General features: G+C 68.3%; 15 protein-coding genes. 12 read left to right on the top strand and 3 right to left on the bottom strand.

What is annotated here, in order from left to right; all coding sequences use genetic code 11:
• Nucleotides 1-7: 7 nt before the first annotated feature.
• From WS57_RS22045 to WS57_RS22035, 3 genes are all read right to left on the bottom strand, one after another.
• Complete coding sequence (locus WS57_RS22045) at nt 8-838, bottom strand: undecaprenyl-diphosphate phosphatase (protein ID WP_040126807.1); 831 nt, start codon at nt 836-838, stop codon at nt 8-10.
• Between the two features lie 78 nt (nt 839-916).
• A complete protein-coding gene (locus WS57_RS22040; protein WP_009689798.1) occupies nt 917-1,498 on the bottom strand; it encodes a DUF1439 domain-containing protein in 582 nt (193 codons plus the stop codon).
• 124 nt (nt 1,499-1,622) lie between these two features.
• Nucleotides 1,623-1,946 (bottom strand): YkgJ family cysteine cluster protein, encoded by a 324-nt coding sequence (locus tag WS57_RS22035; RefSeq protein WP_059517050.1) that lies wholly within the window; start codon nt 1,944-1,946, stop codon nt 1,623-1,625.
• Nucleotides 1,947-2,122: 176 nt separating this feature from the next.
• Between WS57_RS22035 and hemN the strand changes: the two genes are divergently transcribed.
• The 12 genes from hemN (at nt 2,123) to WS57_RS21970 (ending at nt 13,080) form a co-directional block, all read left to right on the top strand.
• On the top strand, nt 2,123-3,514 hold the full coding sequence (hemN, locus tag WS57_RS22030) for an oxygen-independent coproporphyrinogen III oxidase (RefSeq protein WP_059517052.1): 1,392 nt from the start codon (nt 2,123-2,125) through the stop codon (nt 3,512-3,514).
• Between the two features lie 54 nt (nt 3,515-3,568).
• A complete protein-coding gene (locus WS57_RS22025) occupies nt 3,569-3,826 on the top strand; it encodes a hypothetical protein (RefSeq protein ID WP_069244845.1) in 258 nt (85 codons plus the stop codon).
• 104 nt (nt 3,827-3,930) lie between these two features.
• Nucleotides 3,931-4,584 carry a protein-L-isoaspartate O-methyltransferase family protein gene (locus WS57_RS22020; protein WP_040126804.1) on the top strand — a complete coding sequence of 218 codons (654 nt, stop codon included), beginning with the start codon at nt 3,931-3,933 and terminating at the stop codon, nt 4,582-4,584.
• Nucleotides 4,585-4,598: 14 nt separating this feature from the next.
• Entirely contained in the window at nt 4,599-4,922 is a 324-nt protein-coding gene (locus WS57_RS22015) for a rhodanese-like domain-containing protein (protein WP_009689803.1), read from the top strand.
• Between the two features lie 509 nt (nt 4,923-5,431).
• Entirely contained in the window at nt 5,432-6,739 is a 1,308-nt protein-coding gene (urtA, locus tag WS57_RS22005; protein WP_040126802.1) for an urea ABC transporter substrate-binding protein, read from the top strand.
• Nucleotides 6,740-6,853: 114 nt separating this feature from the next.
• Nucleotides 6,854-8,473 (top strand): urea ABC transporter permease subunit UrtB, encoded by a 1,620-nt coding sequence (urtB, locus tag WS57_RS22000; RefSeq protein ID WP_059517078.1) that lies wholly within the window; start codon nt 6,854-6,856, stop codon nt 8,471-8,473.
• A 72-nt stretch (nt 8,474-8,545) separates the two neighbouring features.
• Nucleotides 8,546-9,730, top strand: coding sequence for an urea ABC transporter permease subunit UrtC (gene urtC / locus WS57_RS21995; protein WP_059517055.1), 1,185 nt, complete (start codon nt 8,546-8,548; stop codon nt 9,728-9,730).
• Nucleotides 9,727-10,584 carry an urea ABC transporter ATP-binding protein UrtD gene (gene urtD, locus WS57_RS21990; protein ID WP_040126800.1) on the top strand — a complete coding sequence of 286 codons (858 nt, stop codon included), beginning with the start codon at nt 9,727-9,729 and terminating at the stop codon, nt 10,582-10,584. Before urtC ends, urtD begins: the two co-directional genes overlap by 4 nt.
• A 4-nt stretch (nt 10,585-10,588) precedes the next feature.
• Nucleotides 10,589-11,281 carry an urea ABC transporter ATP-binding subunit UrtE gene (urtE, locus tag WS57_RS21985; protein WP_040126799.1) on the top strand — a complete coding sequence of 231 codons (693 nt, stop codon included), beginning with the start codon at nt 10,589-10,591 and terminating at the stop codon, nt 11,279-11,281.
• A 79-nt stretch (nt 11,282-11,360) separates the two neighbouring features.
• Entirely contained in the window at nt 11,361-12,236 is an 876-nt protein-coding gene (locus tag WS57_RS21980) for an urease accessory protein UreD (RefSeq protein WP_059517057.1), read from the top strand.
• Nucleotides 12,237-12,461: 225 nt separating this feature from the next.
• Nucleotides 12,462-12,764 (top strand): urease subunit gamma, encoded by a 303-nt coding sequence (gene ureA, locus WS57_RS21975; protein WP_006406310.1) that lies wholly within the window; start codon nt 12,462-12,464, stop codon nt 12,762-12,764.
• Between the two features lie 10 nt (nt 12,765-12,774).
• Complete coding sequence (locus tag WS57_RS21970) at nt 12,775-13,080, top strand: urease subunit beta (RefSeq protein ID WP_040126797.1); 306 nt, start codon at nt 12,775-12,777, stop codon at nt 13,078-13,080.
• Nucleotides 13,081-13,105: the final 25 nt, after the last annotated feature.

Genomic DNA, 13,105 nt, shown 5'->3' with positions numbered 1-13,105 from the left:
CCGGGCGTCACGCCCAGTTCAGCCATCCGCTGTAACCGACCAGCAGCACGAACAGGCCGAACGCGATCCGATACCACGCGAACACCGTGAAATCGTGCGTCGCGACGTAGCGCAGTAGCCAGCGCACGCACGCGAACGCGCTGACGAACGCGGCGACCAGCCCCAGCACGAACAGGCCGAGCGCATCGACGGTGAACGCGTGCCAGTCCTTCACGGTTTCATAGAGCGTCGCGCCGAAGATGATCGGAATCGCGAGGAAGAACGAGAATTCGGTCGCGACGCGCCGGTCGAGGCCGAACAGCATCCCGCCGATGATCGTCGAACCGGAACGCGACATGCCCGGGATCAGCGCGAAACACTGCGCGATGCCGACCTTCAGCGCGTCGAGCGGCGTCAGCGCATCGACCGACTGCACGCGCGGCGGCTCGCGCCGCTCGCGCTGCCGTGCCTCGGCCCACAGGATGATCGCCCCGCCGACGACCAGCGCGAACGCAACAGGCACCGGCGAAAACAGCACGGCCTTGATCTTCTTTTCGAGCAGCAGCCCGAGCACGATCGCGGGAATCGTCGCGATCACGACGTTCAGCGTAAAGCGCCGCGCGTCGGGCCGGCTCGGCAGCCCCGTCACGACCGACGCGATCCGCTGCCGGTATTCCCAGCACACGGCGAGAATCGCGCCGAACTGGATCACGACGTCGAAGGTCTTCGCGTGCGCATCGTTGAAGTTCAGGAAGCTGCCCGCGACGATCAGGTGCCCGGTGCTCGACACCGGCAGGAATTCCGTCAGCCCCTCGACGACGCCGAGGATCAATGCCTTGCAGATCAGGATCCAGTCCATCCGTGGCCCAACTCCGAAGTGATCGAAAGAAAGGGCCACCTTGCCGCCGCGGCCCGCCCGGCCGCGCGCGGCGCGACGTCACTTTTCGACGATCGCCACGCGTATGCCGTTTGTAAGAATCGTAATTGTACCGGGTTCGTAGTTCACTCCGGCAAATTGCAGTTGTTCGGGCTTGAACGTGTAGATCGGATAGTTGGTCAGCAGCTGCGTCGCGAGCAGCCCGGCGGCCGCGCCGACCTGCTGCGCGTACATCTGCGCGTCGCCGTCGAGCGCGAGGCTGTCGACGGCCGGCGCCTTCAGCACGACCGAGCGGCTCGGCGCGTCGTACGCGAGCTGGCCCGATACGGTGAACTTGCCGCTCACGGGCTCGCGCAGGAACGGACTCGTGAAATGCGCATCGAGCTGCACGGCCACGCGGTTCTGGTCGGGCAGCAGGTTGACGGCCGGATTCGCGAGCGACACGTCGATCACCTGCGCCACCGTCTTCTGGTACGGGAACTTGCGCGCGACAGCCTTCTGCACGTCGCCGCGCGAGAACGTGTAGTGATCGGGGATGAACGGGAACGTCGACGCGCACGCGGCGAGCGAGATCGACACGCCGACGGCGGCGGCGCAGGCGGCGAGGAAGCGGCGCCGGCGCGGCGCGCAAGATGCGGTCATGCTGAAACTCTCCTGTGGCGGTCGGATCGACGCCGGGCCGGCGGCCCGGCCGATGCGTCGCGATCGACCAGCGTTAGTGCGGCGACAGCCGGCCCGGGTTCCGTCCGTCGCATGCGGGCCGCGGCTATCGGACGGCGTCGGCGCGCAACGGCGCCGCCGGCCGCGTCGCGACCTCGAGACGCGTGAGCCACGCGAGCGCGTCGTCGCGCGACGCACCGCACATGTCGGCCGCCGGCTGCAAGCCCGAACAGCACGCCGGCCGCTCGGGCCGGCCGAAGATCCGGCAGCGCAGGTCGTCGTCGAGCTGCACGCAGCGCACGCCGGCCGGCTTGCCGTCGGGCATCCCCGGAATCGGGCTGGAAATCGACGGCGCGATGCAGCACGCGCCGCATCCCTCGCGGCACGCATGCGGCGGTGGAACCTCGGCAGGCGCCTGGCGGACAGGCATTTCGACGGACACGCGGTACTCCCGGACAAACAACAAAAAAACGGTGCGACAACCGGACGCGGCGTCCGGCGGCCCACCCCGCATTGTGCCATCGCCCGCTGCGACGTTATTACACAATCCAGCCGAATCGCGCGTTCATATACTCGAAAGCATCTGAAGAAAAGCGCGAGACCGCCATGAGTTCTGGTTCTGCCGATACGCTGTTCCGTCCCGATCTGCTCGCGAAGTACGGCGCGAACGGGCCGCGCTATACGTCCTACCCGACCGCGCTGCAGTTTCGCGACGATTTCTCGCCGGCCGACTACGTACGGGCGGCGAGCGACCCGGGTGCTTCGTCGAGCGACCTGTCGCTGTACTTTCACATCCCGTTCTGCAACACGGCGTGCTTCTACTGCGGCTGCAACAAGATCGCGACCAACAACCGCCGCCGCGCGCGTCCGTACCTCGACCAGCTCAAGCGCGAGATGGCGCTGCAGGCCGCGCTGTTCGATCCCGCGCGCCCGGTCACGCAGCTGCACTGGGGCGGCGGCACGCCGACCTTCCTGTCCGACGACGAGACCGCCGAGCTGATGGCGGCCACGCGCGAACACTTCCTGCTCGCGCCCGATGCCGACGCCGAGTTCTCGATCGAGATCGACCCGCGCACGGTCACGCCCGCGACGCTCGTCCACCTGCGCACGATCGGCTTCAACCGGCTGAGCCTCGGCGTGCAGGATTTCGATCCGGTCGTGCAGCGGGCGATCAACCGCATCCAGCCGCTCGCGATGACGGCCGACCTGCTGGCCGCCGCCCGCGCGACGGGCTTCCATTCGGTCAGCGTCGACCTGATCTACGGCCTGCCGCACCAGACGGTGTCGGTGTTCGCGCGCACGCTCGAAACGATCATCGAACTCGCGCCGGACCGCCTGTCGGTGTTCGGCTACGCGCACATGCCGCAGCTGTTCAAGATGCAGCGGCAGATCGACGACGCGACGCTGCCGCCGCCCGAGACGCGCATCGCGCTGCTCGGCCTCGCGATCGAGATGCTGACGTCGGCCGGCTACGTGTACATCGGAATGGACCACTTCGCGCGGCCGTCCGACGAACTGGTGCGCGCGCAGCGCAACGGCACGCTGCAGCGCAACTTCCAGGGCTACAGCACGCGCGCGGATACCGACCTGGTCGGCATCGGCGTGTCGTCGATCGGCAAGGTCGGCGACGTCTACGCGCAGAACGCGAAGGACCTGCCCGCCTACGGCGCCGTGCTCGATGCGGGCCGGCTGCCGATCGCGCGCGGCGTGCGCCTCACGCCCGACGACCGGCTGCGCCGCGACGTGATCACGCAGCTGATGTGCAACCTCGAACTGCCGTTCTCGCATATCGAGGCCGCCCACGGCATCCGCTTCGCCGGGCATTTCGCGCGCGAGCTCGACGCGCTGCGCCCGTTCGAGCGCGACGGGCTGCTGACGATCGCCGGCGATCGCCTGACGATCCACCCGGCCGGCCGGATGGTCGTGCGCAACATCGCGATGGCGTTCGACGCCTACCTCGGCAGCACGCCGCAGCAGCGCTATTCGCGCACGGTGTGAGCCGGCCGCCGGTTTGATAGAGTGTGAGGTTCCCGTCCGTCAAGAATCCGCACGATGCGCACCACCCAAGCGACCCACGCGGTCGAACGCCTGAAAACCCGCTCCGGCAACCCGCAGTTTGCGGCCGTCGCGATGCCGGGCGGCCTGTTCTACCTGGTCGACCGCTCGGGCGGCACCGCCGAGAAGCGCTGCGAGCCGCTGCCGCTCGACGAGTTCGTCAAGTTCGTCGACGAATTTGGCCCCAAAAAGCCGCGCAAGGCCAGCAAGCTCGATCTCGCATTCGAGGCGCAGATCAACAAGCGCAAGGGATAAGCTCCGTTGCAGGCCGCCTGAAGGCTAGGCGGCCGCCCTGTTTGGTACAATCACGAAGTTTTTCTATCCTCCGCTGATAGCCGACCAGGCTGCATGACCACACCATGAATATCGAAAAAGCGCGTTTCAACATGATCGAACAGCAGATCCGGCCGTGGGACGTGCTGGATCTGGACGTCCTGGGCCTGCTGTCGATCGTCAAGCGTGAGAACTTCGTGCCGGCCGAATACCGCGATCTCGCGTTCGCCGATCTCGAACTGCCGCTGCCCGGCGGCCACAAGATGCTGTTCCCGCGCGTCGAGGCGCGCGTGCTGCAGGAACTGGCGGTCAAGAAGCACGAGAACGTGCTCGTGATCGGTGCCGGTTCGGGCTATCTGGCCGCGCTGATCGCGCACCGCGCGCAGCACGTGACGGCCGTCGACATCGACCCGGCGATCGTGAAGTTCGCGGCGGACAACCTGCGCGACAACGGCGTGACGAACGCGGAAGTGGTGCTCGGCGACGGTTCGCTCGGCTGGCCGGACAAGGCGCCGTACGACGTGATCTGCGTCGCGGGCGGGCTGCCGGTCGTGCCGCAGCAGATGCTCGAGCAGCTGAAGATCGGCGGCCGCCTGTCGGCGTTCGTCGGCGGCCGTCCGGTGATGAAGGCGCAGATCATCACGCGCATCGACGACAAGCAGTATCGCGTCGCCGACGTGTTCGAAACCTACGTCGATCACCTCGTCAACGCGATCGAGCCGTCGCGCTTCAAGTTCTGAACGGCGGAGCCTCCATGCAGATCCTGACGCCCGCGATGCTCGCGGAATGGCTTCGCGATCCGGCGCGCCCCGCGCCGGTCGTCCTCGACGTGCGCGAACCGTGGGAAGTCGCGACCGCGCAGATCGCGGGCAGCGTATCGATCCCGATGCAGCAGATCCCCGCGCGCAGCGAGGAGCTCGACGACGAAGCGGAAATCGTCTGCGTCTGCCATCACGGGATGCGCAGCGCGCAGGTCGCGATGTTCCTCGAATCGCGCGGCTTCACGAAGCTCTTCAACCTGCAGGGCGGAATCGACGCGTGGTCGCGCGACGTCGATCCGGCCGTGCCGCGCTACTGATCGTATCTTCCGGCAGGCGGCGCATCGCGCGCCGCCGCCGTGCGTGACCGGCCGGCGTCTGCGTCGGCCGCCTGCGACACCCGCCCTTCTGCGCCCCCCTTCCTTCACCGCGTCGACCACGATCGCGCACCGCCTGGTCATTCGCGCGTCGTCGATCGCGAGCGACGACGAGATGACCGGCACGTCGCCGTCATCGCACCGCCTCGCCCCTTTGCTGCACTTCGCGCGCGCATCGCATGCACGCCCGGCCCGCCGTCACGCGAACCGTGCGCACGACAATCGCGCCCCGCGCGTTCGCCGCTGAACGACAACGCGGCCCGTGCACCAATTACGCCGCGCGACTGCACCGCGACGGACCATCCATGCCGCACGATGCGTCATCCACGCCATCGCCGGTGCGCCCGCACGCACGCCGGGCGTGCATGTGCGCGACTGGCACGTGCCTTGCGTAACCCCGACGGTCGGCGCCGCAACGGCGCACGCACATCCAACACGTCAAGGGGCATCCGATGAAACGACGCAGTCTGTTGAAGTTCGGCTCGATGGCCGGCGCGCTCGCGCTGGCGGGCAAGAGCCCGTTCGCGCATGCGGCCGATGCGGGCACCGGCCCGATCAAGGTCGGCATCCTGCACTCGCTGTCGGGCACGATGGCGATCTCCGAAACGTCGCTGAAGGACACCGCGCTGATGACGATCGCCGACATCAACAAGAGTGGCGGCGTGATGGGCCGCAAGATCGAGCCGGTCGTCGTCGATCCTGCATCGAACTGGCCGCTGTTCGCCGAGAAGGCGCGCCAGCTGCTCACGCAGGACAAGGTCGCCTGCGTGTTCGGCTGCTGGACGTCGGTGTCGCGCAAGTCCGTGCTGCCCGTGTTCGAGGAACTGAACGGCCTGCTCTACTACCCGGTGCAGTACGAAGGCGAGGAAATGTCGCGCAACGTGTTCTACACGGGCGCCGCGCCGAACCAGCAGGCGATCCCGGCCGTCGAGTACCTGATGAGCGCGGAAGGCGGCGGCGCGAAGCGCTTCTTCCTGCTCGGCACCGACTACGTGTATCCGCGCACGACCAACAAGATCCTGCGCGCGTTCCTGAAATCGAAGGGCGTGAAGGACGCCGATATTCAGGAGGTCTACACGCCGTTCGGCCACAGCGACTACCAGACCATCGTCGCGAACATCAAGAACTTCTCGCAGGGCGGCAAGACGACCGTGGTGTCGACGATCAACGGCGATTCGAACGTGCCGTTCTACAAGGAACTCGGCAACCAGGGGATCAAGGCGACCGACGTGCCTGTCGTCGCGTTCTCGGTCGGCGAGGAAGAGCTGCGCGGGATCGACACGAAGCCGCTGGTCGGCCATCTCGCCGCGTGGAACTACTTCATGTCGGTGAAGAACCCGACCAACACGAAGTTCAAGGATCAGTTCGCCGCATGGGTGAAGGCGAACAATCTGCCGGGCGGCGCGAAGCGCGTGACCAACGATCCGATGGAGGCGACCTACGTGGGCATCCACATGTGGAAGCAGGCCGTCGAGAAGGCGAAGAGCACCGACGTCGACAAGGTGCGCGTCGCGATGATCGGCCAGAGCGTCGCCGCGCCGTCCGGCTTCACGCTGTCGATGGACGGCAACCATCATCTGCACAAGCCGGTGATGATCGGCGAGATCCGCGGCGACGGGCAGTTCAACGTCGTGTGGAAGACCAAGACCGCGATCCGCGCACAACCGTGGAGCCCGTTCATCGCCGGCAACCAGGGCAAGCCCGACATCGTCACGTCGATTCCGGCATTCCTGCGCCGGCAGCGCGCGGCGCTGGCCTGACGCGATGCGGCGCGTCGCGCGCGTGCGCGGCGCGCCGGGCATCGCGCCGTGCATCGCCGATGCCGCCCCGCCGCCGCACGAGTTCGCTTTCCCACGCCTGACCGGATGCCCTTCATGCCTACACGCCTACGCCGAATTGCCGTCGCGATCGTCGCGTGTGCCGCCCTTGCGGGCAGCCTGCCGCGCGCCGCGTTCGCGCTGACGGCCGCCGACACCGCCGCGCTCGCCGGCGACGACTTCGACGCAAAGACGGCCGCGGTCGAGCGGCTCGCCGCCGATCCCGACCCGCGCGCCGTCGCGCTGCTCAACGCGTTGTCGACGGGCGACGCGCTCGCGACCGGCGACGGCCGCCTGCTGATCCAGACCGGCGACACCGCACACGATGCGCTCACGCAGGCCGCGACGCCCGCGGGCGACGCACAGCCGGTGATGCTGAACAACCTGCTGCGCACGAAGATCGCCGGCGCGCTGTCGGGCCTCGCGCTCGCGTCGCCCGACGTCGCGACGCGGCGCGACGCGATCGACGCGCTGCTGAAATCGCCCGATCCCGCACTGAAGCCGATGATCGATCGCGCCCGCGCAAAGGAAACCGATCCCGCGTTGAAGCGCCGACTGGACGCGCTGTGGGCGATCGCCGCGCTGCACGACGCCGATCCCGCGAAGCGCCTCGAAGCCGTGCAGATCGTCGCCGCGCGGCGCGACCTCGACATGATCGAGCCGCTGCGCCCGCTCGTCGCGAAGAACGCGGACGGCAGCTTCGCCGAGCCCGACGCACGCGTGCGCGACGCCGCGCAGCAAGGGCTCGATGCGCTGCACGCGCTGCAACGGCGCGGCGAGATCGCCGGCACGCTGTTCGCCGGCCTGTCGCTCGGCAGCGTGCTGCTGCTCGCGGCGCTCGGTCTCGCGATCACCTACGGGCTGATCGGCGTGATCAACATGGCGCACGGCGAATTCCTGATGATCGGCGCGTACGCGACCTACGTCGTGCAGACGCTGATCCAGCGCTACGCGCCGGCCGCGTTCGACTGGTATCCGCTCGTCGCGGTGCCGGCGTCGTTCGCGGCGGCCGCGCTGGTCGGCATCGTGCTCGAACGGCTCGTGCTGCGGCACCTGTACGGCCGCCCGCTCGAGACGCTGCTCGCGACCTTCGGCGTGAGCCTGATCCTGATCCAGGCGACGCGCATGCTGTTCGGCGCGCAGAACGTGCAGGTCGTGAATCCGTCGTGGATGAGCGGCGGCGTCGCCGTGATGCAGAACCTGATCCTGCCGTACAACCGCCTCGCGATCCTCGCATTCGCGCTCGCGGTCGTGTTCGTCGCATGGGCCGTGCTGACGAAGACGCGGCTCGGGCTGTTCGTGCGCGCGGTCACGCAGAACCGCCGGATGGCCGCGTGCGTCGGCGTGAAAACCGCGCGCGTCGATGCCTATGCGTTCGCGTTCGGCGCGGGCATCGCGGGCCTCGGCGGCTGCGCGCTGTCGCAGATCGGCAACGTCGGCCCCGACCTCGGCCAGAACTACATCATCGACTCGTTCATGGCGGTCGTGCTCGGCGGCGTCGGGCAGATCGCGGGCACCGTGCTCGGCGGCTTCGGGCTCGGCCTCGTCAGCAAGGCGATCGAGCCGTTCTGGGGCGCCGTGCTCGCGAAGATCGCGGTGCTCGTGATGATCGTGCTGTTCATCCAGAAACGTCCGCAGGGCATGTTCGCGCTGAAGGGACGCAGCGCGGAGGCCTGACATGACCCAACCCGCACGCACGAGCCGCGCCCCGGGGCGCGGCGTCGCAACAGCCCGTCACGGAGCGCCGGCATGACTTCCTTCACGAACACGCTGTCGAATCGCGCGGCCTCGCCGCCCTCCCCGTCCGCCGCGCGCAATACGACCGAATTCGCGCTCGGCCTGCCGCCGCGTCCCGCGCTGCTGTCGCGCCGTGCGTGGCTTGCGCTCGTCGCGCTGTGCATCGCGATCGGGATCGGCGTGCCGCTGGCGGCGCTCGTCGCACCCGAGTCGAGCGCGTTTCATCTGTCCGCCTACGCGATGACGCTCGGCGGCAAGCTGATGTGCTACGCGATCGCCGCGCTCGCGCTCGATCTCGTGTGGGGCTACTGCGGCATTCTGAGCCTCGGCCACGGCCTGTTCTTCGCGCTCGGCGGCTACGCGATCGGCATGTACCTGATGCGCGAGATCGGCCGCGACGGCAAGTACGGCAGCGACCTGCCCGATTTCATGGTGTTCCTCGACTGGCATCAGCTGCCGTGGTACTGGAGCGGCACGCAGCATCTGGCGGTCGCGCTGCTGCTGGTGGTGGTCGTGCCGGCCGTGCTCGCATGGGTGTTCGGCTTCTTCACGTTTCGCTCGCGCGTGAAGGGCGTGTACCTGTCGATCATCACGCAGGCGATGACGTTCGCCGCGATGCTGCTGTTCTATCGCAACGAGACGGGCTTCGGCGGCAACAACGGCTTCACCGACTTCAAGCGGATCGCGGGCTTCCCGATCACGTCGCCCGGCACGCGCACCGTGCTGTTCCTGCTGACGTTCGCGACGCTCGTGCTCGCGTTCGTCGCCGCGCGCGCGATCGTCGCGAGCAAGCTCGGGCGCGTCGTGACCGCGGTGCGCGACGGCGAGACGCGGCTGATGTTCCTCGGCTACAGCCCGCTCGCCTACAAGCTGTTCGTGTGGACCGCGTCGGCCGTGCTGTGCGGGATCGCGGGCGCGCTGTACGTGCCGCAGGTCGGCATCATCAATCCCGGCGAGATGTCGCCCGGCAACTCGATCGAGATGGCGATCTGGGTCGCGGTCGGCGGGCGCGGCACGCTGATCGGCCCGATCGTCGGCGCATTCGCGGTGAACGGCGCAAAGAGCCTGTTTACCGCTTACTTCGCCGAATACTGGCTGTTCTTCCTCGGCCTGATCTTCGTGCTCGTACCGCTGCTGCTGCCGCGCGGCATCGTCGGCCTCGTCGAAACCGCGCTCGCGAAGGGGAAACGCGCATGAACGGCACCGCGCTCTATCAATTCACGCCGCCGCCCGAGGACGAACTGCTCGCCGTCAGCGGCACCGCGTCGATGGGCCGCGTCGCGCCGCCCGGCATCGACACGTCACACGGCACGATTCTCTACCTCGAGGACATCGAGGTCAGCTTCGACGGCTTTCGCGCGCTGAACAAGCTGTCGCTCGCGATCGACGCGGGCGAGCTGCGCTGCGTGATCGGCCCGAACGGCGCCGGCAAGACGACGATGATGGACGTGATCACCGGCAAGACGCGCCCCGACACGGGCAAGGTGTTTCTCGGCCAGACGCTCGATCTCGCGCGGATGAACGAGCCCGAGATCGCGCGTGCGGGCGTCGGCCGCAAGTTCCAGAAGCCGACCGTGTTCGAGCAGCATCCGGTATGGGAGAACCTCGAGCTGGCGATGCAGGCCGACAAGGGCTGGCTCGCGTCGCTGCGCGCACGGCTCGATCGCACCGCACAGGCGAAGATCGAGGAAACGCTCGCGCTGATCGGTCTCGAAGCGCATGCGTTCCGCCTTGCCGGCGAACTGTCGCACGGCCAGAAGCAGCGGCTCGAGATCGGCATGCTCCTGATGCAGCGCCCCGCGCTGCTGCTGCTCGACGAACCGGCGGCCGGCATGACCGACCACGAGACGATGGAACTCGCGGAACTGCTGAACACGCTGCGCGGCACCTGCTCGATGATGGTCGTCGAGCACGACATGGAATTCGTCGCGGCGCTCGCGGGCGACACCGGCCGCGTGACGGTGATGGCCGAAGGCGCGGTGCTCGCGCAGGGCACGCTCGATCAGGTCAAGCGCGACGACGCGGTGATCGAGTCCTACCTCGGAAGATGATGCGATGCTGAAGATCGAAGCGCTGAACCAGTACTACGGCGGCAGCCATATCCTGCGCGACGTGACGCTCGCGGCCGACGACGGCAGGCTGACCGTGCTGCTCGGCCGCAACGGCGTCGGCAAGACGACGCTGCTGCGCTGTCTGATGGGCGTCGTCGCCGCGAAGAGCGGCACGGTGTCCTGGCGCGGCACGCCGCTCGGCACGCTGCCGCCGTACGCGCGCGTCGCGGCCGGGCTCGCGTACGTTCCGCAGGGCCGCGACATCTTTCCGCGACTGACCGTCGAGGAAAACCTGCTGGTCGGCGCGGCGAGCCGCAAAGCGCCGTCGAAGGTGCCCGATCGCATCTACGATCTATTCCCGGTGCTCAAGGACATGCGCGCACGGCGCGGCGGCGATCTGTCGGGCGGCCAGCAGCAGCAGCTCGCGATCGGCCGCGCGCTGATGAGCGAACCGCAGTTGCTGATCCTCGACGAACCGACCGAGGGCATCCAGCCGTCGATCATCCAGGACATCGGCCGCACGCTGCGCCAGCTCGTCGACGAATCGAAGATGACCGTGCTGCTCGTCGAGCAGTATTACGAGTTCGCGCAGTCGATCGCCGATCGCTACTGGGTGATGAGCCGCGGCGAAATCGTCGCGGGCGGCGATGCGCGCGACATGGAAGCCAGCGGCGTGCGGGAATTGATCGCGGTGTAGCGGTGCCGCCGTGCACGCCGTACACGCATCGGTCGATGTTCTTGTAGCATCCACGCTTCGTGCTTCCCGATTCCGACCGATGTCCGCCTCCGATCCGCACACCACGCTGTCCCGCCCCGCCGTCGCCAAATCGTGGCGCGGCCGCCTCGAACTCGGCTTCGAGCGGCACGGCGCGCGCACCACGCTCGTTCACCGGCTGCACGACGGCCCGCTGCGCGTGCAGCGCCCGCTGTACCCGGAAGGCGATGCGATCTGCCATGCGGTGATCGTCCATCCGCCGGGCGGCGTCGCCGGCGGCGACCAGCTCGACATCGACATCGCGCTCGGCGACGCCGCGCACGCGGTGCTGACGACGCCCGGCGCGACCAAGTGGTACAAGTCGAACGGCCTGGACGCCATGCAGCGCATCGCGATCGCGGTCGGCGCGGGCGCGAAGCTCGACTGGCTGCCGCAGAACAACCTGCTGTTCGACGCTGCGCATGCGTCGCTCGACTTCACGCTGACGCTCGGCGCGGGCGCGAGCGCGATCGGCTGGGATGCGACGCAGCTCGGCCGGCAGGCAGCCGGCGAGACATGGTCGGCCGGCCGCCTCGTGTCGACATCGGCCTTCGTCGACGCCGACGGCCGGCCGCTGTGGACCGAGCGCGCGCGACTCGACGCGCACGATCCGCTGCGTCTGTCGCCGCAAGGCCTCGCCGGCTTCCCGGTGTACGGCACGCTGTGGGCGGCCGGCGCCGCCTGCGACGCCGCGCTCGCCGAAGCGCTCGCCGAACGGATGCCGTTCGACGACACGCTGCGCGCGGGCGCGACCTGCGTGACGCCCGGCGTGCTGGTCGTGCGCGCGCTCGCCGCGTCGATGGAAACGCTGCAGCGCCACTTCATCGACTGCTGGCTGCATCTGCGTCCGATCGTGCACGGCGTTGCCGCACGGCCGCTGCGACTCTGGCAGACCTGAGCGCACCAGTTTGGCGCAGCGCGCGCCCCGACACCGCACCGCCCGCCGGCAGCCCGCACCACGAACGCGCATCGTGCCGCGTTGCACCCGCATGGCACGGGCCTTGCTCCTTACAGCTTCGATACACGGCGCACGCAAAACGACGCAGTGCTACGATGAGCCGCGTTTTCGCACGACACTGCCGTGCACCGCACGAGCATTACGTTTTCCTGAACGTTTGCCTTCATGAAACTGACTCCCCGAGAAAAAGACAAGCTGCTGATCTTCACGGCGGCACTGCTGGCCGAGCGCCGCCGTGCACGCGGGCTGAAGCTCAACTATCCGGAAGCGGTCGCCTTCATCACCGCCGCGCTGATGGAAGCCGCACGCGACGGCAAGACCGTCGCCGAAGTGATGCACTACGGCACGACGCTGCTCACGCGCGACGACGTGATGGACGGCGTGCCGGAAATGATCCCCGACATCCAGGTCGAAGCGACCTTCCCCGACGGCACGAAGCTCGTCACCGTCCATCACCCGATTCCGTAAGGCACCGCGCATGATCCCCGGCGAAATCCTCACCGACGACGGCGAGCACGAACTGAACGCGGGCCGCGCGACGCTCTCGCTCGTCGTCGCGAACACCGGCGACCGGCCCGTGCAGGTCGGCTCGCACTATCACTTCTTCGAGGTCAACGACGCGCTGTCGTTCGATCGCGCGGCCGCGCGCGGCTTCCGGCTCAACATCGCGGCCGGCACGGCCGTGCGCTTCGAGCCGGGCCAGACGCGCACCGTCGAGCTCGTCGCGCTGGCGGGCGACCGCGCCGTCTACGGTTTTCAGGGCAAGGTGATGGGGCCGCTCTGAGCGCGGCCGGCCCTCCTCTTCAGGA

The sequence above is a fragment of the Burkholderia pseudomultivorans genome (assembly GCF_001718415.1).
GTDB lineage: Bacteria > Pseudomonadota > Gammaproteobacteria > Burkholderiales > Burkholderiaceae > Burkholderia > Burkholderia pseudomultivorans_A.
The sequence above is the reverse complement of the archived record's forward strand: the minus strand, read 5'-3'. Positions and strand labels throughout refer to the sequence as shown.

Excerpts from the sequence above, each read along its gene's own strand:
- hemN (WP_059517052.1), top strand. The coding sequence starts at position 2,123 with ATGAGTTCTGGTTCTGCCGATACGCTGTTCCGTCCCGATCTGCTCGCG.
- urtA (WP_040126802.1), top strand. The coding sequence starts at position 5,432 with ATGAAACGACGCAGTCTGTTGAAGTTCGGCTCGATGGCCGGCGCGCTC.
- WS57_RS22040 (WP_009689798.1), bottom strand. The coding sequence starts at position 1,498 with ATGACCGCATCTTGCGCGCCGCGCCGGCGCCGCTTCCTCGCCGCCTGC.
- urtD (WP_040126800.1), top strand. The coding sequence starts at position 9,727 with ATGAACGGCACCGCGCTCTATCAATTCACGCCGCCGCCCGAGGACGAA.
- urtB (WP_059517078.1), top strand. The coding sequence starts at position 6,854 with ATGCCTACACGCCTACGCCGAATTGCCGTCGCGATCGTCGCGTGTGCC.
- urtC (WP_059517055.1), top strand. The coding sequence starts at position 8,546 with ATGACTTCCTTCACGAACACGCTGTCGAATCGCGCGGCCTCGCCGCCC.
- WS57_RS21970 (WP_040126797.1), top strand. The coding sequence starts at position 12,775 with ATGATCCCCGGCGAAATCCTCACCGACGACGGCGAGCACGAACTGAAC.
- ureA (WP_006406310.1), top strand. The coding sequence starts at position 12,462 with ATGAAACTGACTCCCCGAGAAAAAGACAAGCTGCTGATCTTCACGGCG.
- WS57_RS22035 (WP_059517050.1), bottom strand. The coding sequence starts at position 1,946 with ATGCCTGTCCGCCAGGCGCCTGCCGAGGTTCCACCGCCGCATGCGTGC.
- WS57_RS22025 (WP_069244845.1), top strand. The coding sequence starts at position 3,569 with ATGCGCACCACCCAAGCGACCCACGCGGTCGAACGCCTGAAAACCCGC.
- WS57_RS22015 (WP_009689803.1), top strand. The coding sequence starts at position 4,599 with ATGCAGATCCTGACGCCCGCGATGCTCGCGGAATGGCTTCGCGATCCG.
- WS57_RS21980 (WP_059517057.1), top strand. The coding sequence starts at position 11,361 with ATGTCCGCCTCCGATCCGCACACCACGCTGTCCCGCCCCGCCGTCGCC.
- WS57_RS22020 (WP_040126804.1), top strand. The coding sequence starts at position 3,931 with ATGAATATCGAAAAAGCGCGTTTCAACATGATCGAACAGCAGATCCGG.
- urtE (WP_040126799.1), top strand. The coding sequence starts at position 10,589 with ATGCTGAAGATCGAAGCGCTGAACCAGTACTACGGCGGCAGCCATATC.
- WS57_RS22045 (WP_040126807.1), bottom strand. The coding sequence starts at position 838 with ATGGACTGGATCCTGATCTGCAAGGCATTGATCCTCGGCGTCGTCGAG.